This window comes from Pseudomonas sp. GL-RE-29 (genome assembly GCF_019947275.1).
Taxonomy (GTDB): domain Bacteria; phylum Pseudomonadota; class Gammaproteobacteria; order Pseudomonadales; family Pseudomonadaceae; genus Aquipseudomonas; species Aquipseudomonas fluorescens_A.
The window spans coordinates 210959-232810 of record NZ_JAGYGD010000004.1 but is presented as its reverse complement, the minus strand read 5'-3'; the positions used below and the strand labels follow the sequence as shown (position 1 = coordinate 232810).

Sequence of the window (21852 nt, the reverse complement as noted above, 5' to 3'; positions counted from 1 at the left end):
CCCTCTTTTTGGGGCCGCTTCGCAGCCCAGCGGGAGCAAGCTCCCTCGCCACAGGGGTTGTGCAATGACTGTCAACCCGGATCACGGAACCCCGGATGGAAGTCCTTCGGGACTGAAACGCTGACGCTGTCGCGCGTCGCAATGTCGATCCCTTCGCTGGCCACTTCAGCCAGAAAGTCGATCTGCTCCGGTGTCACCACATACGGCGGCAGGAAATACACCACGCTGCCCAACGGCCGCAGCAAGGCACCACGCTCCAGCGCATGCTGGAACACCTTCAGACCGCGACGTTCCTGCCATGGATAAGCTTCTTTGCTGGCCTTGTCCTTGACCATCTCGATGGCCAGGACCATGCCGGTCTGGCGCACTTCGCTGACGTTCGGATGATCGACCAGATGCGCAGTGGAGGAGGCCATGCGCTGCGCCAACACCTTGTTGTTCTCGATGACGTTGTCTTCTTCGAAGATATCCAGCGTCGCCAATGCCGCCGCGCAGGCCAGCGGATTGCCGGTGTAGCTGTGGGAATGCAGGAAGGCGCGCAGGGTCGGGTAGTCGTCGTAGAAAGCGCTGTAGACGTCTTCGGTGGTCAGGCACGCGGCCAACGGCAGGTAGCCGCCGGTCAGCGCCTTGGACAGGCAAAGGAAGTCCGGGCGAATGCCGGCCTGTTCGCAGGCGAACATGGTGCCGGTGCGGCCGAAGCCGACGGCGATTTCGTCGTGGATCAGGTGCACGCCGTAGCGATCACAGGCTTCACGCAGCAACTTGAGATACACCGGGTGGTACATGCGCATGCCGCCAGCGCCCTGGATCAGCGGCTCGACGATCACTGCTGCAACGGTGTCATGGTTCTCGGCCAGGGTTTGTTCCATCGCCGCGAACATATTGCGCGAGTGTTCTTCCCAGCTCATGCCTTCCGGGCGCAAGTAGCAATCGGGACTTGGCACCTTGATGGTGTCGAGCAGCAGGGCTTTGTAGGTTTCGGTGAACAGCGGCACGTCGCCCACCGACATCGCCGCCATGGTTTCGCCGTGGTAGCTGTTGGTCAGGGTGACAAAGCGCTTCTTGTTCGGCTGGCCGCGGTTGAGCCAGTAGTGAAAGCTCATTTTCAGCGCGACTTCGATGCAGGACGAGCCGTTATCGGCGTAGAAGCACCGCGTCAGGCCTTCCGGCGTCATCTTCACCAGGCGCTCGGACAACTCGATCACCGGCTGATGGCTGAAACCGGCGAGGATCACGTGTTCCAGTTGATCGACCTGATCCTTGATGCGCTGGTTGATGCGCGGGTTGGCGTGGCCGAATACATTGACCCACCAGGAACTGACCGCGTCGAGGTAGCGTTTGCCTTCGAAATCTTCCAGCCAGACCCCTTCACCGCGCTTGATCGGGATCAGCGGCAGTTGTTCGTGATCTTTCATCTGGGTGCAGGGATGCCACAACACCGCGAGATCGCGTTCCATCCACTGTTTATTCAGGCCCATTTTTACTCTCCTCGAGGCGGTCCGTGACGCGCGCGGACATGCAATCGCGCAAGCCTATGCAATGCGTCGCACGGGGACAACCCATTGTGTCGAATGAGCTACTTTGTATAGGCCGATAGACGTTGCTGGCGGGCGTTTGAAGGCTGACGTATCCTTCGCGGTTCTTGAGTCGTCTGGCTCGCAAAACCGCTATTTTTCTCGTGTATTTCCGGAGTTCGCTGAATGTCTGTCGGTTGGCTGCGCGCCTGTGCGCTGGTGATGTTGGGGCTGTTCAGCGTGTCTGCGCTGGCCAAGGATAAAACCGCGATCGTGATCGGCGGCGGGGTCTCGGGCCTCACGGCTGCTTATGAACTGCAGAAAAAGGGCTGGCAGGTCACGCTGCTGGAAGCCAAGACGAGCCCGGGCGGTCGTTCCGGCATGGCCACCAGCGAGTGGATCGGCAACGACAAGGCCCAGCCGGTTTTGAACAAGTACGTCTCGGAGTTCAAGCTGAGCACCACGCCAGCACCTGAATTCGTTCGGACCCCGAGCTACCTGATCGACGGCGTGTATTACACCGCCGCCGACCTGGCGACCAAGGATCCCACCACTGCCGAAGCGCTCAAGCGCTACGAAAAGACCGTGGACGACCTGGCACGCTCGGTCGAAGACCCGCAGAACCCGGCGGCGAACAACACGCTGCACTCGCTGGACCAGATCAACGTGTCGAACTGGCTGGATCGGCTGACACTGCCACCCACTGCCCGTCAGTTGGTTAACCAGCAGATTCGTACCCGCTATGACGAACCTTCGCGCCTGTCGCTGCTGTACTTCGCACAGCAAAGCAGTGTCTACCGTGGCGTCTCCGACCGTGACCTGCGTGCTTCGCGTCTGGTTGGTGGCAGCCCCGTGCTGGCCCAGGCTTTCGTCAAGCAACTGAAAACCATCAAGACCAGCTCCCCGGTTTCGTCGATCACCCAGGACAAAGACGGCGTCACCGTCAAGGTCGGCAGCGTTGGCTATCAGGCTGACTATGTCGTGCTGGCCGTGCCGTTGCGCGCACTGAACAAGATCCAGATGACCCCGTCGCTGGACGCCCAGCACCTGGCGGCGATCAAGGGCACCAACTACGGCTGGCGCGACCAGATCATGCTGAAGTTCAAGACCCCGGTGTGGGAACCGAAAGCACGCATGTCCGGCGAGATCTACAGCAACACCGGCCTCGGTATGTTGTGGATCGAGCCTGCCTTGAAGGGTGGCGCCAACGTGGTGATCAACCTGTCCGGCGACAACGCACGGGTGATGCAGGCGTTCGGCGACAAGCAGATGGTCGATCAGGTACTGATTCGCCTGCACGCGTTCTATCCACAGGCGCGCGGCTCGTTTACCGGTTATGAAATCCGTCGTTACAGCACCGACCCTTCGATGGGCGGCGCCTACCTGGCGTTCGGTCCGGGTCAGATCAGCAAGTTCTGGCGCCTGTGGGAACGTCCGATTCAGCGTGTAGCCTTTGCGGGTGAGCACACCGATACCATGTACCCGGGCACTCTGGAAGGTGCACTGCGCACCGGTCAGCGCGCGGCCAGTCAGGTTGAAGACCTGGCGGCGGGCAAGTCGTTTGAACCGGCGAAGGTCGGTCCGGCAGCGACTGCGGCTGCAGCGGCAGGCGCTGGTGCGGTGGCGGCGAAGAAGGGCAATTTCTTCAGCAACCTGTTTGGCGGTTCGGATGACGCGAAGAAACCGGAGCCAGTGAAGGCGCCTGAACCTGCCCCGGCAGCTCCGGCCCCTGCACCCGCCCCGGCACCGACGCCAGCACCTGCTCCGGTCGAAGCGCCGAAGCCGGCGGCACCGGTGAAAGCCGAGCCAGCCAAAAAGGCACCGGCCAAAGCCCCGGCGAAAAAACCAGCGGCCAAGACTGAAGCGAAAAAGGCACCTGCCAAGGCACCAGCGAAAAAAGCTGAAGTGGCCAAGAAGCCTGCAACGACTACCGAAACCAAAGTGCAGTAAGGCTTTGGGTTAAACAGAAGCGCGGCTCAAGGGCCGCGCTTTTTTTTGCCTGCAACAATCCCCCGTGGCGAGGGAGCTTTCTCCCGCTGGGTTGCGAAGCGGCCCCTAACAATCGACAACCGCAGTTTTCAGCTGAAATTATCTACATGGTTTGCGACTGCTGCGCAGTCGAGCGGGAGCAAGCTACCTCGCCACATTGAGTTCTTGTGAATTTGGTTTCGCGTCCCGCCCAACTTTCGCCTTTAATCTTTCCTTAACTCACCGATTTCAAACTCTTGATCGTATTTCTCGATATTTCAAAGCAAAATTTTCCGCTTTAATTCGATAGATAACTCTTTAGTCTTGGTCGCAGTTCTCACAGGATTTGGGCAATGCAACTACGTAACTCAACTTCCCGCTATGGTTTGGTCAGCATCTTCATGCATTGGGGCGTGGCATTGGCCGTGTTCGGTTTGTTTGCCCTCGGGCTGTGGATGGTCGGTCTCGACTACTACAGCACCTGGCGTAAAGACGCGCCGGACCTGCACAAGAGCATTGGTCTGGTGTTGCTCGGCGTGATGCTGCTGCGAGTGTTGTGGCGTTTCATCAGCCCACCGCCGCCAACCCTGTCCAGCTATAGCCGCATGACGCGCCTGGGCGCCAAGTTCGGCCATGGCTTTCTGTATCTCAGTCTGTTCGCTGTGATGATTGCCGGTTACCTGATTTCCACCGCAGAAGGTGTCGGGATCCCGGTGTTTGGACTGTTTGAAGTACCTGCGCTGGTTTCCGGGCTACCGGACCAGGCAGATACCGCTGGCGTGATTCACCTCTACCTGGCGTGGGTGCTGGTAATTTTTTCCGGCCTCCATGCGTTGGCAGCATTGAAGCACCACTTTATCGACCGTGATGTGACCCTCAAGCGAATGCTGGGTCGCAAAGCCTGACGTTCAACCTCGACTCCAAAGGAAAACAAAGTATGTTGAAAAAGACTCTGGCCGCTCTGGCAATCGGCTCCGCCCTGTTGTCCGCCGGTAACGTAATGGCCGCTGACTACGTCGTCGACAAAGAAGGCCAGCACGCCTTCGTTGACTTCAAGATCAGCCACCTGGGCTACAGCTACATCACCGGTACCTTCAAGGACATCGACGGCAAGTTCAGCTTCGACGCCGCCAAGCCTGAAGACAGCAAGATCGAGTTCAATGTGAACACCGCCAGCGTTTTCACCAACAATGCTGAGCGTGACAAGCACATCTCCAGCAAAGACTTCCTGAACGGCAGCAAGGCCACCTTCGTTTCCACCAGCGTCAAGTCGACCGGTAAAAACGCCGCCGGCAAAGACACGGCCGATGTGGCTGGCGACCTGACGATCCTCGGTGTCACCAAGCCGATCGTGGTCAAGGCCACTTTCCTGGGTGAAGGCAAGGATCCATGGGGCGGCTACCGTGCAGGCTTCGAGGGTACCTTCAGCCTCAAGCGTTCCGATTTTGGCAAGCAGAAAGACCTGGGCCCATCGTCCGACGCAGTTGATCTGTACGTAACGTTTGAAGGTGTCAAAGCGAAATAACTTTCGCGCCTGACAAAAAAACGCCCGTTGCTCTCCAGAGCGCGGGCGTTTTTTATTGCCGTACACAAAACCCCTGTAGGAGCTGCCGAAGGCTGCGATCTTTTGATCTTGTATTTAAAAAAGCAAAATCAAAAGATCGCAGCCTTCGGCAGCTCCTACAAAAGCGGGTCAATAAAAATGCCCCGGACCTTTCGGTACGGGGCATTTTTATTGCAGCGATAACTCAGCGATTGCGGGTCAGCAATGCCGGTTTTTCACCGCGAGGACGGCTTGGCAGTTGATCGAGCTGCTCAGGTGTCGGGAAGCGATCCGCCTTCGACTCCTTGTGCATGATCTTCGGCGCCGGGCCACGCGGGTTCTGTACCGCTGGTTCCGAACGAGGCTGCTCGTCACGGGCCGGGCGGCGGTTGCGCGAATCTTCGCGACGGGCCTGGCCGTCACGTGGTGCGCCATTACGTGGGCCGCTGCGCTTGGCTGGCGGCGTGCCGGTGCTGGCGCCATCGCTGCTGCGCGGACCGCTCTGGCGACCCTGTGGCTTGCCGCCACGTGGTGCGCCCGAACCCGCTGCCGTGCCTTGTGCCGGAGCACCCGGACGACGACCACGGCCCTGGGCAGGTTTCTGCTGCGGAACGTAGTCGACGCGGTTACCGAAGTTATCGACATCGTCGTCCAGGAACTCGTCCGGGGCGCGATCAGCCGCGGCGCGTGGAGGCTGGCTTGGCTGGCGCTGTTCGCGGGCCGGGGTGCCTTCGCGGGGCTTTTGTTGACGGGCTGGACGCTCGCCACGTTCGCCCGACGCCGGTTTTTCCTTGCCCTTGTCCTTGCCCTTGTCTTTACGACCGCCACCCCCACCGCCGCCGTTCGGACCATCGCCGCGCGGGCCACGTGGATTGCGCGGGTTACGCACATCCGGACGCTCGCGGACTTCCGGTTTCTCGGCTTCCACGGCGCTCGAATCGAAGCCCATCAGGTCGCCGTCGGCGATTTTCTGCTTGGTCATGCGTTCGATGCTTTTCAGCAGCTTCTCTTCGTCCGGAGCGACCAGCGAAATCGCCTCGCCTGAACGACCGGCACGGCCGGTACGGCCGATACGGTGTACGTAGTCTTCATCGACGTTCGGCAGTTCGAAGTTGACCACGTGTGGCAACTGATCGATGTCCAGGCCGCGCGCGGCGATGTCGGTGGCCACCAGGATGCGCACGTCACCGGCCTTGAAGTCAGCCAGGGCTTTGGTGCGCGCGTTCTGGCTCTTGTTGCCGTGGATCGCGACGGCGCTCAGGCCGTGTTTGTCCAGGTACTCGGCCAGGCGGTTGGCGCCGTGCTTGGTGCGGGTGAAGACCAGAACCTGTTCCCAGGCGCCAGCGGTGATCAGGTGCGCCAGCAACGAACGTTTGTGGCTGGCCGGCAGGCGAAACACGCGCTGTTCGATGCGCTCGACCGTGGTGTTCGGCGGCGTGACTTCGATGCGTTCCGGGTTGTGCAGCAGTTTGCCGGCGAGGTCGGTGATGTCCTTGGAGAAGGTCGCCGAGAACAGCAGGTTCTGCCGTTTGGCCGGCAGACGCGCCAGGACCTTCTTCACGTCATGGACGAAGCCCATGTCGAGCATGCGGTCGGCTTCGTCCAGCACGAGGATTTCCACGTGGGACAAGTCGACGCTGCCTTGGCCGGCCAGATCGAGCAGGCGGCCAGGGCAGGCCACCAGCACGTCTACGCCACGGGACATGGCTTGAACCTGCGGGTTCATGCCGACGCCGCCGAAGATGCAGGCGCTGACGAACTTCAGGTCACGGGCATAAACCTTGAAGCTTTCGTGTACCTGGGCCGCGAGTTCGCGAGTAGGGGTCAGGACCAGTACGCGCGGTTGGCGCGGGCCGTGACGCTGGGATTTGTCCGGGTGACCGTTGGGGAACAACCGCTCCAGAATCGGAAGGGCGAAACCGCCGGTTTTACCAGTACCTGTCTGTGCCGCGACCATCAGGTCGCGACCTTGCAACACGGCGGGAATGGCCCGCTGTTGCACCGGAGTAGGCTCGGTATAGCCCGCTGCCTCGATGGCGCGGACTAAAGCCTCGGAGAGACCGAGGGAAGCAAAGGACATGAGTAATCCTGTTTTAGTTAGGGCTTGGCCCAATGGGAGTCTTGCCTGGCGCGAATGGCGTTTAAGAGGAACGCAATCCCGTCCGGTCCTGCTGGGCCTTGAAAGCTCGTCTGGAGTGCTCGCGCGGGCTGGAAAGCTGCGCCGTAGCGGGGTCGAGATGCCTTGAACAAGTCCGAGCGTCCGGGCGTGAGCCTGGCGGGAAGGCCGGAGTATAACAGAGCAATCACTGCGCGCCGCTTTCCTGCTGCTCAACGGTTTTCGCCGTCGTGGCGGTGGCGCGTGCCGGGTTCACGACAGAGGCCGGGTCGGCGCCATAACGGGCGCTTAGCTCTGCGTAGGCCGGTTCGCGTTTGAAGCGTTTGAGTTCGGCACCGAAGCGCTGTACCAGCAAATCCATGCCGGCATTGCGACGAACTGCCAGAAACTGGCTTTGTTGGCTGATGACGATCGGGTTCTCGGTGATCTTGTCGCGAATGTTCAGCTCGTCGAGCAAATGCTGGCCGACCCGGCGATCAGTGATCAGCAGGTCGATCCGCCCACGCACCAGTTTGCCGAAGTTGGCTTCATGACTGGGTGCTGATTCCCGGGTGAACAGCGTCGAGTCCCTGAAATTCTGGCTGTACAGGTAGCCCGGTGAGGTGCCGATGGTCAGCCCGCGCAGTTCGTCGAGCGTGCGGAACGGGTGCGGCCGTGCGTTGGCGTAGAACATCACGAATTGCACTTCCGAGAGCGGTTCGCTGGGGTAGAGCAGGGTCGCATCGCGCTCATCGCTGTGGAAAATGTCCAGGGCGCCATCGGCCTGGCCGGTTTCGAGCATCGACAGGCAACGTTTCCATGGCAGGAATTGCCACTCGACTTCGATCCCCAGGCGCTTGAAGACTATCGCGGTGGTTTCGTAGTCGAGCCCGAGGGATTTGCCGTTCTCCTCATACACGTAAGGAGCCCACGGTTCCGTGACAATGCGCAATTTCTCGCCCCGAGCGGCAAAGCTCAGGCAAGTGAAGACAAGCACGGCGATTAACTGCGTGATCAAAGGCATGGGCTTGAGATTACGACGAGAAACAGGAAAGAGCCAGAACCGGGAACCAGAAGCTCTATCTCCGAGTGTTGCGTCACAATAAATGCAAAAGATCGCAGCTTTCGGCAGCTCCTACATGGGGACGTGTAACCCCTGTAGGAGCTGCCGAAAGCTGCGATCTTTTGATCTTGCCTTTACCGCTTTTGCTTAACGCGGCAACTTCAGGTTGTTCCACACTGCCAGGCTGGCTTCGGCCTGATTCAGTGTGTAGAAGTGCAACCCTGGTGCTCCACCTTGCAGCAGTCTTTCGCACATCTCGGTGATGACTTGTTCACCAAAGCGTTGAATGCTCTGGGTGTCGTCGCCGTAGGCTTCCAGTTGCTTGCGGATCCAGCGCGGGATTTCCGCACCGCAAGCGTCAGAGAAGCGCGCGAGTTTGCTGTAGTTGGTGATCGGCATGATCCCCGGCACGATCGGGATGTTCACACCTGCAGCCCGTACCCGCTCGACGAAGTAGAAGTAACTGTCCGCGTTGAAGAAGTACTGGGTGATCGCACTGTCGGCGCCGGCGTTGGCCTTGCGCACGAAATTGGCGATATCGTCTTCGAAGTTGCGTGCTTGCGGATGCATTTCCGGGTAAGCAGCGACTTCGATGTGGAAATGATCGCCGGTCTCTTCACGAATGAATTCAACCAGGTCATTGGCGTGGCGCATTTCGCCGCTGGCCATGCCCATGCCGGAAGGCAGGTCACCGCGCAGGGCAACGATACGCTTGATGCCGGCGGCCTTGTATTGGCTCAGCAGGCCGCGCAAGTCGTCCTTGCTGTCGCCCACGCAAGACAGGTGCGGTGCGGCAGGAACTTTGACTTCGCTTTCGAGCTGCAACACGGTGTTGAGCGTGCGATCACGGGTCGAACCGCCAGCGCCGTAGGTGCAGGAAAAGAAATCGGGGTTGTACGAGGCCAACTGACGGGCAGTGGCAAGCAGCTTTTCATGCCCAGCGTCGGTCTTCGTAGGGAAGAACTCGAAGCTGTAGCGACGATCTTGGGACATGGTCATATCCTTGGAAACGCGTAAGCCTGTGGGGCCATTTTGTCCGCTTTCGCCAGCAAGCCGGCTCCTACAGGGTTTACGTCGTACACGATGTACGACCGCTCACTTGTAGGAGCCGGCTTGCTGGCGAAACAGGCAACACGGTGTATCAGAACACCGCGTTGCCAGTCAGCGAATCAGTAACGGTAAGCGTGCGGCTTGAACGGACCTTCGACAGTCACGCCGATGTAGTCGGCCTGGGTCTTGGTCAGTTGAGTCACGACGCCGCCGAAGCCACGGACCATTTCCAGGGCCACTTCTTCGTCGAGTTTCTTCGGCAGTACTTCAACGGTCAGGCGCTCGGCTTTCTGGGCTGGCGACAAGTCGGCGTACTTCTGGCCGAACAGGAAGATCTGCGCCAGAACCTGGTTGGCGAACGAACCGTCCATGATGCGGCTTGGGTGGCCAGTGGCGTTGCCCAGGTTAACCAGACGGCCTTCGGCCAGCAGGATCAGGTAGTCGTCGTTCTGGGCATCGAACGCGCCAGCGCCGGTGCGGTGGATCTTGTGAACCTGTGGCTTCACTTCTTCCCATGCCCAGTTCTTGCGCATGAAAGCGGTGTCGATTTCGTTGTCGAAGTGGCCGATGTTGCAGACAACAGCGCGCTTCTTCAGGGCTTTGAGCATGTTCGCGTCGCAAACATTGACGTTGCCGGTGGTGGTCACGATCAGGTCGATCTTGCCCAGCAGCGCTTTGTCGATGCTTTCTTCGGTGCCGGTGTTGATGCCGTCGATGAACGGCGAAACCAGTTCGAAACCGTCCATGCAGGCTTGCATGGCGCAGATCGGGTCGACTTCGGACACTTTGACGATCATGCCTTCCTGACGCAGGGACTGAGCGGAGCCCTTGCCCACGTCACCGTAACCGATGACCAGCGCTTGCTTGCCGGACAGCAGGTGGTCGGTGCCGCGCTTGATCGCGTCGTTCAGGCTGTGACGGCAGCCGTACTTGTTGTCGTTCTTGCTCTTGGTTACCGAGTCGTTGACGTTGATCGCAGGGATTTTCAGCTCGCCCTTGGCCAGCATGTCCAGCAGGCGGTGAACGCCAGTGGTGGTTTCTTCGGTCACGCCGTGGACGCGATCCAGAACCTGTGGGTACTTCTTGTGCAGCAGCTCGGTCAGGTCGCCGCCGTCGTCGAGGATCATGTTGGCATCCCAAGGCGCGCCATCCTTCAGGATGGTTTGCTCCAGGCACCACTCGTACTCTTGTTCGGTCTCACCTTTCCAGGCGAAAACCGGGATGCCGGCAGCGGCGATGGACGCAGCGGCCTGGTCTTGAGTCGAGAAAATGTTGCAGGACGACCAGCGAACTTCGGCACCCAGGGCAACCAGGGTTTCGATCAGCACGGCAGTCTGAATGGTCATGTGGATGCAGCCGAGGATCTTCGCGCCCTTGAGCGGTTGCTCTTCGGAGTACTTGCGGCGCAGACCCATCAGGGCCGGCATTTCGGATTCGGCGATGATGGTTTCGCGACGGCCCCAGGCAGCCAGGGACATGTCGGCAACTTTGTAATCGTTAAAATCTGCAGGCGTGATAACAGCGCTCATGAAGAGCCTCCATTCGTAATGTATGCGAATGGGCGCCGTTGTGCGTTTAGTGTCTGGCTGATGACAACCAAGCAACGCCCCATCCGAGCCTGACAGGTTGAACCTGCTGCAGCGCCCCTCGGACAGGTGGCGGGAAAACGGTAGCAAATGAAGATTACCGTTTTGAAACGGGGGCGATTATAGCGGGCTATGCTGATCTTCCAAAGCCTTTCTGCTGGTCAATGACCGAACGGTAATCGAGACCATAGTCGATGGTTAATAGAGCTCTGGACCGGGGTCTGCCAAGATACCGCCCATCATTCGGCAAGACGCTCAGGAGTGACCATGAATTTCCACACCCGCAAATGGGTTAAACCCGAAGACCTCAATCCCAACGGCACGCTGTTCGGCGGCAGCCTGCTGCGCTGGCTCGACGAAGAAGCGGCGATCTACGCTATCGTCCAACTGGGCAATCAGCGCGTGGTGACCAAGTACATTTCCGAAATCAACTTCGTCAGCGCCTCGCGCCAGGGCGACATCATCGAGCTGGGTATCACCGCCACCGAGTTCGGTCGCACCTCCATCACCCTCAAGTGCGAAGTGAGGAACAAGATCACCCGCAAAAGCATCCTGACCGTGGAGAAGATCGTGTTCGTCAACCTGGGTGAAGACGGACTCCCTGCGCCACACGGCCGGACCGAGATCAAGTACGTCAAAGACCAGTTCAAGGACGACGCCAGCGTCGAATAATGCGAGACCTGTAGGAGCTGCCGCAGGCTGTGAGATTTTTATCTTGATTCTGTCGTCGTTACTGACAGCTCAAAAACAAGATCAAAAGATCGCAGCCTTCGGCAGCTCCTACAGAACGGATGCCGGTCCGCAAATGTCGTACCTAAACGACACGCCAGCGGTTCAGGAATCCCATGGACACTAAAAAAGATGGCAAGACCCCCGACCTCTCGGCGAAAGAGCAGCACGAGGTCGAAAAAAACCAGCCGCCACGCGCGGCGGTTCTGCACGAAATTATCCGTACCCAGGGCGACCAGGAGCTGGAGCGCAGCGTGGCCGCGCTATGGTGGTCAGCGTTAGCCGCCGGACTGACCATGGGCCTGTCGTTGATGGGCATGGGCCTGCTCAATTCCCGTCTGCCGGACGGCGAAGGTTTCAAGGTGATCGCCAGTTTCGGCTATTGCGCCGGCTTTCTCGCGGTGATTCTTGCCCGTCAGCAACTCTTCACCGAAAACACTCTGACCGCCGTGCTGCCGATCATGAGCAAGCCTACGCTGGGCAATTTTGGCCGATTGCTGCGGCTGTGGGCAGTGGTGCTGATCGGCAACCTCTGCGGCACCTTGCTGGTGGCTTACGTCATGCTGGAGCTGCCGATTTTCGACAGCAAGACCGACGTAGCCTTCCTCGACATCGGTCGCAAGGTCATGGAAAACGACGTCAGTCAGATGTTCGCCAAGGGCATCATCTCTGGCTGGATGATCGCCACCATGGTCTGGATGATCCCGTCCATGGAGAGCGCCAAGATGTGGATTATCATCCTCATCACCTACCTCATGGCGCTGGGTGATTTCACGCACATCGTGGTCGGTTCGCTCGAGGTCGGTTATCTGGTGTTTGCCGGCGAACTCCCGTGGAAAGATTTCTGGCTGGTGTTCGCCGGGCCGACACTGGTGGGGAATATCGTGGGTGGCAGTTTTATCTTTGCGTTGATCAGCCATGCACAGATTCGCAGTGAAAGCGGGCCACCGAAAGACGATGGCAGCAAGGCTGGCCCGGACTTTCCCAAAGAAACCACTGAACAGTAATGTCGGGCGAGCAGGGTAGTGCTCGCCTGACGTCCGGCAACTGCGTTTATCGGGCAGGAATCAGCCATGCCCGTGCTTGAGTGATCGTGGTCGAATTGAATGGGCGCGACGAATTCAGGAGGCTGCGCGAGACATATTGATCAGCAATCCGACTGAGTGCCGCGTTGAAGTCCGTGGGGCTCGTTGACTCGCGCAATTCGAATACTGCCTTGTTAAGCAGCTTGACGTTCGAATCAGGCTGGCCGTGACGGTACAGGGAGGGAAAGATCACTTCACTGATGAAGTTTTCGGCTTTGGTTTTGATATCGCGCAGACCCATTTCCTCGATCGCCTTAGTCATCACCACGGATTTGGGTCCTACCAGCTGGGCATCCATGCGTTTAAAGGCTTGTAGCAGCTCCATGTAATCTGCAGCGTTTCCCTGGTTGAGTTTATTCGCCAGCCATTCGATTTTGTCCGACCTGTCGCCGAGGTGATCAAGACGGGTGATGGCATCTTTCAGTGGAGCACTAAGATCGAGCCTGTCGGAGCCGGAGGCTTTCGCCTCGATCAGGGCCTGGCTTAATTCGGCCAATGTCTGTTGAGCTTCCTGGCGGAACTGGATGACTTCTGAGCAACCCGTTTCGTACTGCAGTTCAGTCGCCGCCGCGTCGAACAATCGGTCATCGAGGGCGAGCAGGGCGCCGCCGATTGAATTGAACGTGAAGGTTTCGCTGCGTTCGTGGCGTCTCAGGTGATCACCCACCGCAACTTCGAGTTTTTGCTGCAAGTGGTTTTTGTGTTCCAGCGGCATGCTGAAGTTGACGGTCCCATTGAGCATCCCCGTAAAGTCGCCTTTTTCAGTTTTCAATGGAACGGTGATTGTCTGCTTTTCAAAGGCTTTGATGCCGCTCGCTTCTTGTGCATCGCGAGCCGCGTAGCTCACACCGACGAATTTATCGGCGATGTTCGAGCCCAACGTTCCACGATCTTTTTTTGTACCGTCATTGCCGCTCTCGAACTTGAGAATCAACTGATCGCGTTCGGGAATCGGGCTCATCGGGAATTGCGGTTCGTAAAGGTCCGCGACCGGGGTGTTGAGCATGATTCCGCCGTCCTGGAAGGCGGTCAGTTCTCCGTCAGTCTGGAACGGCAATCCCTGTTCCGAAGGCTTCTGGAAAACCACGGGCAGCGAGCCGGAAATATGGGCGGCGCGGGCCACGTCCATCTCCGGGGTCAGGCTTGCATTGAATACCACCATCTGCGGTCGATCGTCGAACATGGCTGTGCCGGTGATGTGCAGTTGCTTGATTTCAGGCATGTCCTTGCTCAGCTTCGCCAGATCACCGAATGTCACATAGCCTTTGTTTTTTATGTGATCTGCGCAGACCCGGGTTTCCTGCGAAAGCTGCCGCTGCGGGTCGCCAAGGGCCTGTTTGAAACGCGACTGAACCGACTCCACCATTTTCTCGTGAAGCAGTTCCTCCAGCGGCTCGGCTTTGGAATGAAGGCGAGGCATTAGATCGAAAAACAGTCGTCCAATGCTTCCAGGCTTTCCCGAGGCCTCCGCAATGACTTTGCCAATAGCGGAACAGGCTTGTTGTATCGGCCCCCGAATCTTGCTGTGACTGTCGAGCAGCGTAACGAGATTGGTTTCGTCCGACATTTTGTCGAAGTCTGCGTAAGACATTCCGCTGGCGATAAAAGCTGCGGAAATAGCGCCGGCCGATGAGCCGGAAATGCTTTGTATTTTGCCCAGCGCCCCTTCAACCTCCAATGCTTTGACCATCCCTGAAAACGCCACGCCCTTGGCGCCACCGCCACTGAGGACCAGATGTTCGATGTCGGGGAGATTCAGGTCCATTTCGACCACTGCATTTTCAAACCGACGGATTGTCAGTCCACGCTCAGTCAGGGATTGCACCAGGGTTTCAGCTCGGCCTTGGCCGATTCGCATTGCACCCCACTTGAAGTCACCCCAATCAATCTCGCTGGGTTCTGTCGGTGCGCTCTGGGAGGTATTTCCAGAAATCGGCAAGGAACTGGGCGGGCGTATTGGGAGGGCAGTGGTAATGGTCATGGGTGTCTCTTCCTTTGAGAACGGTTACGGAAGTCGCACTTTAGGAGACTCAAGGGGGCTTGAGTACGTGGTGCAATGAGTTGAGACACACGGCTGAAACGGCATTAAGAAGTGGCGGAGAAAGGCTGAAAAGGCTCTGGTGTGAGCCTTTCAGCTGGGCATCAAAAGCGCGGTGAAAGGGGCTTAGGAAACTTCATACGGCTTGCGTCCGAATTGTCCGAGCCTTCCATTCCGTTTTTCGCGTCGCTAATTAGCCGGCCATCTCTGGCGCAGTGGCACCGCGACGTTGCAGGTAGATAAAAAACAGGGCAGTCAGCACAGTCAGGCCGCTCACCATTGCGCCGGTCCAGGGCAGGTCAGCGAGGTCTGCGCCGCTGGCGACCACCAGGCCGCCGATCCAGGCACCGGCGGCGTTACCGAGATTGAACGCGCTCTGGTTCAGCGTCGATCCAAGGTTCGGCGCCTCATGGGCCTGATCGATGATCAGCAGTTGCAAGATCGGGCACAGGGCGAACGCAAAAATTCCCCACAGCACCAGCGTGATCGCTGCCGGGACAACCGAGTGGCTTGTTTGGGTGAAAGCGGCCAGTACCAGCACCACGGCGAACGCCATGCCGACCAGTGAAGGCAACAGGCGGCTGTCAGCCAGGCGCCCGCCAAGCATGCTGCCTGCCGTCAGACCCACGCCGAACAACAGCAGCATGACGGTTACGCCATGGGGGCTGACGCCGGTGATGTCCTGCAGGATCGGCGCGATGTAGGTGAACACGCTGAACAGACTGGTTGAGGCCAGCACGCTCATCCCCAGCGCCAACAGCACGTTGGCCTTGCCCAACACCTTGAACTCGCTGGCCAGGTTGGCTTTGTCCATCGCGATGTTTTTTGGCAGCCAGACCCATTGCGCGATGGCTGCGATCACACCAATCACCGACACGGCCCAAAAGGTCGAGCGCCAGCCGGCGTATTGGCCGAGCGCAGTGCCCAACGGCACGCCAAGGACGTTGGCCAAGGTCAGGCCGGTGAACATCATCGCAATCGCCTGGGCCCGCTTGTTGGGTGCCACCAGGCCGGCGGCTACGACCGAACCAATGCCGAAGAACGCGCCATGACACAGCGCCGTCACCACTCGTGCAGCCATCAGCGTGGCGTAATTCGGTGCCAGGGCGCAGAGCATGTTGCCGAGGATGAACATCAGGGTCATGCCCAGCAGCGTGGCTTTGCGCGGCATGTTGGCGGTGCCGACCGCGAGGATCGGCGCGCCGAACACCACGCCCAGGGCGTAGCCGGTGATCAGCAATCCGGCGTGCGGAATACTCACTGCAAGGTCGCGGGCAACATCGGGCAACAAGCCCATGATGACGAATTCGGTGGTGCCGATGCCGAACGCGGCAACAGCGAGGGCAAGCAAAGCGAGTGGCATGCGCAAGGTCTCTGTCGGTAGTCTTGACGCTGTGATCAGGCATACGCATGCCGATGACCGTTCTCGACGAGAGCGGGCAGGGCAGAATTTTTATTGGAATTAGTCGGTGTGCAACTGAGTGCGGCGTGGTCGCTTGCAGTATAAACAGCTGCTGACATATGGCGAATCAATTCTCTGACCAACCCTTGTAGGAGCCGTCAACAAATAAAGGAGTAGGCCGTGCTTGCGACGGCGTTGGTGTTGGTGGCTGCACTGTTGCATGCGACGTGGAATACCCTGATCAAATTCAGTGCCGAGCGTTTGCTGGTGGTGGCCTGCATGGACAGCGTGGCGATGTTGTTTGTCGCGCTGATGCTGCCGTTCGTGGAGCTGCCTGCGCTGGAAATCTGGCCGTGGATTCTCGCCTCGGCAGCGTTCGAATTGCTCTACCGCTATTTGCTGATCCAGGCCTATCGGGTTGGCGATCTGGGACTGGTCTATCCGCTGATGCGGGGTTTATCGCCGTTGGTGGTGTTGGCGCTGACGCTGATATTCGCCGGCGAAGTGCTGACCCATCAGCAGATCTTTGGAATTTTGTTGATCCCGCTCGGCATGCTTTGCCTGCTTTGGCAGGGTGGAGGCGGTGCGCGACTGCCGTGGTCGATGCTGCCGGTGGTGGCGCTGATCGGACTGTGCATCGGTTGCTACACCTTCATCGATGGCCAGGCGCTGCGGCGCTGGTCGCATCCACTGGATTACCTGGTCTGGGTGACGTTGATCAGTGCCTGGCCGTTTCCGCTGCTGGCCTGGGTGCGCAAGCGGCCAGCGTTCAAATTGTTTTGGAGAGAGCAATGGCGGTTGGGTTTGGCGGTCGGGTTCTGCGTGTTGTTCAGCTACGCTCTGGTGCTGTGGGCCATGCAGCTGGGCTCGATTGCCGAAGCGGCTGCCTTGCGCGAGATCAGCGTGATTCTGGTGGTGCTGTTTGGCATGCGTTACCTGAAAGAACCTTTCGGCGGGCCAAGGCTCTTAGCCTGTGGGCTGGTTTTGATCGGCATGTTGGTCATGAAATTTTGATTGCTCTGATACGTGAGAAAGGGACTGCTTTATGACTGTTGCTCTGTGGTGCATTTTGATTGCGATTTTCCTGCCCTATGTCTGCACGGGCATCGCCAAGGCCAGTGGTGGATTTCGTCTGAGTGACAACCATGACCCTCGGGACTTTCTCGAGTCGCTCAATGGGGTGGCCCGGCGCGCGCATGCGGCGCAACTGAACAGTTTTGAAGTGACCCCGGCGTTCGCCGCGGCAGTGATCGTGGCGCACCTGGTGGGCAATGCCGAGCTGGTGACGATCAATGTGTTGGCGGTGATGTTCATCACCAGTCGGCTGCTGTACATCATTTGCTATCTGGCGGACTGGGCGATTTTGCGGTCGTTGATGTGGTTCGTGGGGATGGGGTTGATTGCCGCGTTCTTTGTGGTATCGGTTTAAAGGCAAGATCAAAAGATCGCAGCCTGCGGCAGCTCCTACATGGGGTTTGTGTGAGCCCTGTAGGAGCTGCCGCAGGCTGCGATCTTTTGCTTTAAGGCTTGTCGGCGACCTGCGGCACTTGTGGCAACGCCGCGCCCTTGGGCCACAGCATCCAGATCTGCCCCTGCTGCTTCATGTCTCCCGCCAGTTGCCCGGCCGCTTCGCCGGTGCCCCAGAACAGATCCGCACGAACCTCGCCGGCAATCGCGCCGCCGGTGTCCTGAGCCGCCACCGGGCGGACCAGCGCAGTGCCGTCCGGTTTGGTGGTGGATAACCACAACAGGCTGCCCAGCGGGATTACCTTGCGATCCACCGCCGCGCTATAGCCGGCCGTCAACGGCACGTTCAGCGAACCGCGCGGGCCTTCGTTGCTATCGGGGTTCTGGGTGAAGAACACATAACTTGGGTTGCTGGCGAGCAGTTCCGGAATGCGCGAAGGATTGGCCTTGGCCCAACTGCTGATCGCACCCATGGTCACGTCTTCTTTCTTCAATTCACCTTGCTCAACCAGCCAGCGCCCGATCGGTCGATAAGGGTGGCCGTTCTGGTCGGCATAGGCGATTCGCAGCTGACGACCACTGTCGAGCTGGATACGGCCAGAGCCCTGGATTTGCAAGAACTGCAGGTTCATCGGGTCGGTCAACCAGGCCACGACCGGAGCCTTGACGCCTTTTGCTCCGATGGTTGCGGCATCGTCGTAAGGCTTGAGTACGCGGCCTTCAAGTCGACCGCGCAGGCGTTTGCCTTTAAGTTCCGGGTAGAGGCTATCCAGCGAGACGATGATCATGTCTTCGGGCACGCCATATACCGGGACGTTCGCCGTTGCGGTCTGGGTCAGGCTGCCGGGGTACACAGGTTCGTAATAGCCAGTGATCAAGCCGTTGGGATTGTCGTTGGCTGCACGCAGCCCGTAGACATCAAGGTTCTGCTTGAGGAAACCGCGAATCTCGCTGGCGGTTTGCGGCACGTTGGCAGCCGCCGCGCAAGTTCCGCCCCAGACCGGGTCGGCCTTGAGTCGGGTGCAGGCGCTGCGCCACGAACCGAAACCGGCAACGAGGTCGTTGTCGGATACTGCCGGCAGAGCTTCCCAAGTAGCGCTGGAGTAGGTGGCCAGGGCGTGGGTTTTCGGCTTGTTGTTGTCGCCACCGGTGCAGCCTGCGAGCAGGGCCACCATCGGCAGGGTCCAGGTCAGGCTGTGACGCCATGCCTTGAAACGGCTGTTCATGGAGTAATTCCTTTGCCGGTTGCCCGAGTGCTCCATGCGCTCAGGCAACCCGTATTGATAATAGGGCTATTGGTCTTTGCCGATGACGCGAGGATACTGGCCGCCGTTCCCGTGACCTGAAGCCACCATGACTCTTAAAAGACTTTCTGTTGTATTGCTGGCCTGCCTGACGATGTCCGCTTGCGGTGGCGTCGACCCCAATTCGCCGCTCGGTCAGCGCAAGGCTATTTTCAAGCAGATGCTCAAGACCGGTGAAGACCTGGGTGGCATGTTGCGTGGCCGTATTCCGTTCGATGGACCCAAATTCGCGGATGGCGCGGTGAAGCTCGATGCGTTGTCCCATGAACCGTGGAAACATTTCCCGCAAGTGCGTGAGGAAGACCACACCAGCGCCAAAAACGATGTCTGGGAGCAGCAAGCGCGCTTTCAGACAATGGCCCGCGACCTTGAAGCCGCCACTGGTGAATTGGTGATTGCCAGCCAGGTACAACCTTACAAGGCCAGCAATCTGGGGCCGGCGGTGCAGAAGGTTGAAGATGCCTGTAGTGCTTGTCATAAGGCGTTTCGGGATCATTGATTTGCGCATTTGTGGCGAGGGAGCTTGCTCCCGCTCGGCGGCGAAGCCGTCGTAAATCCGGCTGACCGAATACAGCTCACTAAACGCTATTGAATGGTTATAGGGCTGCTTCGCAACCCAGCGGGAGCAAGCTCCCTCGCCACAAAAGCTTACTTGTTTAGCCGGGTTTTACTTATCCAGTTCATCCACCGCTTCCTGCAATTCCTTGCGGGACTCGGCGAGTTTGTCTTTGCGTTTGTTGATCTTCTCCGGGTCGCCTTTTTTCATGGCCTTGTCGAGGTCGGCCTGACGCTGGCTGACTTCGTGTTTGGCGTCGAGCACCTTGTTTTCCCGTTCCTTTTTCAACGAGGCGTCAGTGCAGTTGGCAGTGACTTCGCTCAGGGCTGTTTCCAGTCCCGCCTGCTGGTCGGCATTGCCGCGGGACTTGGCCAATTCGATCTGATTGATGATGCCTTGCTTTTTGGCGGCGCAGCCGGTCAGCTCCGGTGCATCTTCGGCCGCCATCAGCGGGGCGGCCATCACGCTGCAAAGGGTCAACAGGGCGAGCGGTGAAAGAAATTTCATAAAAGCTCCATGTGGAAAGGCAATCGGGTCAGCGCGGCGATGGCTTGTTTGAGCTCATCGGTGCTATGGGGTTCCCCGGTGGCCAGGCCTCGCCGGCTATTGAAAACCGTCAATCCCTGCCCCGCGTAATGTCTCACTCAAGGCCAGGACCTGCGGGTCGCGGAAAAATGCGCTCAATTGCGCCGCGCGTCCCGGGCCTATGCCGTCTTCGGCCTGCCATTGTTCGGTCTCTCGTTGTGCCAATGTCTGCCACGAATCGGCGAGACGTGCCTGACCGGTCGGTGGCAAGCCCAAGGCTTTCAGCCAGCGCAAAAAAGGGCGCTGGCGGGCGCTGTTGAAACTGGCCTCAAGGCGGGCAGCACTTCGCTCGCCGAAACCGTCAATGGTAGCAAGCTCTTGAGCGTCGAGGGTCAACCAATCCAGAAGGCTGTTCAGACGACCTGTTTCAAGAAGTTTTTCCCAAGTGCCAGGGCCGACGTGGGGCAGCGCCAGACCGTGCTTGCCACTGAGCCAAGCGAGGCGCGCGAGAAACTGGCTTTCGCATCCCGGCGTCGGCTGCCAGCAACTCATTGGATGAAAGTCCGCTGCCAGCGGCACTTTCAGTTCGGCGCGCTCGGTGCTGCGCAACACAACGCCATCCAGCCTTGGAATGGTCAGGCCGGCCAGGCTGATGGCGACCCGGTCACCCGGTCGAATGTCCAGCGCTTGCCAGCGTTGTAGTGAGCTCACGCTGACGCGTTTGATTTGCCGGTCGTCAAGCATCACCGGCGTCAGTTCCAGCAGTGGGGTAATCCGTCCGGTGCGGCCAATCTTGAAGTGAACCTTGCGCACTTCGGCCAATGCCTGAGCGAAGGGATACTTCCACGCGACACTCCAATACGGCGGTTTGGCTTGCCAGCGTTCGGCAGGTGGACGTTGCTCCTGGCGCAGGACAATCCCGTCGCTGGCAAAGGGCAGGGGCGTGCGATACCAGTGATCACGCCAGCGCTCGGCGTCGGCCAATGCGCTGATCGGCTGGCTAAAGGGCGCGGTGCTGGCAAAGCCCAGCTCGTCCAGCATCGCGATTCGGGCCGGCAAACTGGCCGGGCCTTGGGGCCAGTCCCAGACAAACAGGCCGATGCCGCCAGCCTGCTCTGTGCTCAATGTTTTGCGCGCCATCAAGCCTGCCACTGTGCTTCGGGCGTTGCGGCTGCCGGCCTGTGCTTGCACGTGGTCGGTGAGGCGCCAATAGAGTTCACCTTGCACCAGCAGGTCCCGAGGCTGTGAAAGTTGTTGGGGAATGGCAGCGATCTGGCGCGCCGAAGTCGTCCAGTCCTGACCCTGTGCACCGTCGCCACGACTGATCGCCTGAGTCAGCAGGCCTTGCCGATAAATCAGGGTGACTGCCACGCCATCGACCTTGGGTTGGACCCAAACGTCTTTACGATCGCGCAGCCAGTGTTCGACGGCCCGGACATCGCGCAGTTTTTCCTGGCCGGTGTGGGCGACGGGGTGTGGGACCGTTCCGCCCGCGGAGTGCAACGGGTCTTTGGCCGGGCCCGGATTGAAACATCGGCGCCATTCGGTGAGTTGTGCGCGGGATTGGTCGTAGAGTTCGTCGGCAATCAATGAACGGCCTGCGCGATGGTATTGGTCGTCCCAGGTGTCGATTTGTTTTTGCAGTGCGGTGATTTCGGCCAAGGCGCGCGCGGGCGGCCAGTCGGGGCATGTGGCGGCGTTGGTTGCATGACAGAGGAATGTCAGAAGGAAAGCGATGAACACGCGCATTGTGAGCTTCCTTGCTCATTATGGATGCTCGAAGGTTAGTCAGGATTGTGCGGCCGGAATGACGGGTGTTTTGCTTGGTGTTTCTAAGGTGATTGGGCTGGCCCCATCGCGAGCAGGCTCGCTCCCACAGGGGATCTGCGTCGTGCACAGGTGTGGGTGCGAGCCTGCTCGCGAAAGC

Annotated in this window: 18 protein-coding genes and 1 riboswitch; of the genes, 8 read left to right on the top strand and 10 right to left on the bottom strand. The window is 59.2% G+C overall.

Features of this window, described 5'->3' with window-relative positions; genetic code table 11:
* Positions 1–71: 71 nt before the first annotated feature.
* The gene (locus KGB21_RS05815) at positions 72–1478 is read right to left on the bottom strand and encodes an adenosylmethionine--8-amino-7-oxononanoate transaminase (RefSeq protein WP_034147518.1); all 1407 of its coding nucleotides are present in this window, start codon (positions 1476–1478) and stop codon (positions 72–74) included.
* Positions 1479–1700: 222 nt separating this feature from the next.
* Between KGB21_RS05815 and KGB21_RS05810 the strand changes: the two genes are divergently transcribed.
* The 3 genes from KGB21_RS05810 (at position 1701) to KGB21_RS05800 (ending at position 5007) form a co-directional block, all read left to right on the top strand.
* Positions 1701–3464, top strand: coding sequence for a flavin monoamine oxidase family protein (locus KGB21_RS05810; RefSeq protein ID WP_223504144.1), 1764 nt, complete (start codon positions 1701–1703; stop codon positions 3462–3464).
* Between the two features lie 371 nt (positions 3465–3835).
* Entirely contained in the window at positions 3836–4387 is a 552-nt protein-coding gene (locus KGB21_RS05805) for a cytochrome b (RefSeq protein WP_034147516.1), read from the top strand.
* A 32-nt stretch (positions 4388–4419) separates the two neighbouring features.
* Positions 4420–5007 (top strand): YceI family protein, encoded by a 588-nt coding sequence (locus KGB21_RS05800; RefSeq protein WP_034147515.1) that lies wholly within the window; start codon positions 4420–4422, stop codon positions 5005–5007.
* A 223-nt stretch (positions 5008–5230) separates the two neighbouring features.
* Here the strand turns inward: KGB21_RS05800 and KGB21_RS05795 are convergent, their stop codons facing one another.
* The 4 genes from KGB21_RS05795 to ahcY form a co-directional block, all read right to left on the bottom strand.
* The gene (locus tag KGB21_RS05795; protein WP_223504142.1) at positions 5231–7105 is read right to left on the bottom strand and encodes a DEAD/DEAH box helicase; all 1875 of its coding nucleotides are present in this window, start codon (positions 7103–7105) and stop codon (positions 5231–5233) included.
* 223 nt (positions 7106–7328) lie between these two features.
* Complete coding sequence (locus KGB21_RS05790; protein WP_223504140.1) at positions 7329–8144, bottom strand: substrate-binding periplasmic protein; 816 nt, start codon at positions 8142–8144, stop codon at positions 7329–7331.
* Between the two features lie 186 nt (positions 8145–8330).
* Complete coding sequence (gene metF, locus KGB21_RS05785; RefSeq protein ID WP_223504138.1) at positions 8331–9176, bottom strand: methylenetetrahydrofolate reductase [NAD(P)H]; 846 nt, start codon at positions 9174–9176, stop codon at positions 8331–8333.
* Positions 9177–9352: 176 nt separating this feature from the next.
* Positions 9353–10762: an adenosylhomocysteinase gene (ahcY, locus tag KGB21_RS05780; RefSeq protein WP_223504137.1), complete on the bottom strand. Its 1410-nt coding sequence runs from the start codon at positions 10760–10762 to the stop codon at positions 9353–9355.
* A gap of 23 nt (positions 10763–10785) precedes the next feature.
* Positions 10786–10888, bottom strand: a riboswitch (S-adenosyl-L-homocysteine riboswitch).
* A 198-nt stretch (positions 10889–11086) separates the two neighbouring features.
* Between ahcY and KGB21_RS05775 the strand changes: the two genes are divergently transcribed.
* Positions 11087–11491: an acyl-CoA thioesterase gene (locus KGB21_RS05775; RefSeq protein ID WP_034147510.1), complete on the top strand. Its 405-nt coding sequence runs from the start codon at positions 11087–11089 to the stop codon at positions 11489–11491.
* Between the two features lie 173 nt (positions 11492–11664).
* A complete protein-coding gene (locus KGB21_RS05770) occupies positions 11665–12555 on the top strand; it encodes a formate/nitrite transporter family protein (protein ID WP_223504135.1) in 891 nt (296 codons plus the stop codon).
* Between the two features lie 46 nt (positions 12556–12601).
* On the opposite strand, the gene KGB21_RS05765 is transcribed toward KGB21_RS05770, so the two are convergent.
* Both KGB21_RS05765 and KGB21_RS05760 read right to left on the bottom strand, forming a co-directional pair.
* Complete coding sequence (locus KGB21_RS05765; RefSeq protein ID WP_223504133.1) at positions 12602–14614, bottom strand: patatin-like phospholipase family protein; 2013 nt, start codon at positions 14612–14614, stop codon at positions 12602–12604.
* A 250-nt stretch (positions 14615–14864) separates the two neighbouring features.
* A complete protein-coding gene (locus KGB21_RS05760; RefSeq protein ID WP_223504132.1) occupies positions 14865–16034 on the bottom strand; it encodes an MFS transporter in 1170 nt (389 codons plus the stop codon).
* Between the two features lie 219 nt (positions 16035–16253).
* On the opposite strand from KGB21_RS05760, the gene KGB21_RS05755 reads away from it, so the two are divergent.
* Together KGB21_RS05755 and KGB21_RS05750 are read left to right on the top strand one after the other, a co-directional pair.
* Positions 16254–17087, top strand: a complete 834-nt coding sequence (locus KGB21_RS05755) for an EamA family transporter (protein ID WP_034147507.1) — start codon at positions 16254–16256, stop codon at positions 17085–17087.
* A gap of 31 nt (positions 17088–17118) precedes the next feature.
* Positions 17119–17502 carry an MAPEG family protein gene (locus tag KGB21_RS05750; protein ID WP_223504130.1) on the top strand — a complete coding sequence of 128 codons (384 nt, stop codon included), beginning with the start codon at positions 17119–17121 and terminating at the stop codon, positions 17500–17502.
* A 91-nt stretch (positions 17503–17593) separates the two neighbouring features.
* On the opposite strand, the gene KGB21_RS05745 is transcribed toward KGB21_RS05750, so the two are convergent.
* Positions 17594–18766 (bottom strand): murein transglycosylase A, encoded by a 1173-nt coding sequence (locus tag KGB21_RS05745; protein ID WP_223504128.1) that lies wholly within the window; start codon positions 18764–18766, stop codon positions 17594–17596.
* A 127-nt stretch (positions 18767–18893) separates the two neighbouring features.
* Between KGB21_RS05745 and KGB21_RS05740 the strand changes: the two genes are divergently transcribed.
* Complete coding sequence (locus tag KGB21_RS05740) at positions 18894–19343, top strand: c-type cytochrome (RefSeq protein ID WP_223504126.1); 450 nt, start codon at positions 18894–18896, stop codon at positions 19341–19343.
* 168 nt (positions 19344–19511) lie between these two features.
* Here the strand turns inward: KGB21_RS05740 and KGB21_RS05735 are convergent, their stop codons facing one another.
* A complete protein-coding gene (locus KGB21_RS05735) occupies positions 19512–19907 on the bottom strand; it encodes a DUF1090 domain-containing protein (RefSeq protein ID WP_034147503.1) in 396 nt (131 codons plus the stop codon).
* Between the two features lie 96 nt (positions 19908–20003).
* On the bottom strand, positions 20004–21674 hold the full coding sequence (gene ligB / locus KGB21_RS05730; protein WP_223504125.1) for an NAD-dependent DNA ligase LigB: 1671 nt from the start codon (positions 21672–21674) through the stop codon (positions 20004–20006).
* Between the last annotated feature and the right edge of the window lie 178 nt (positions 21675–21852).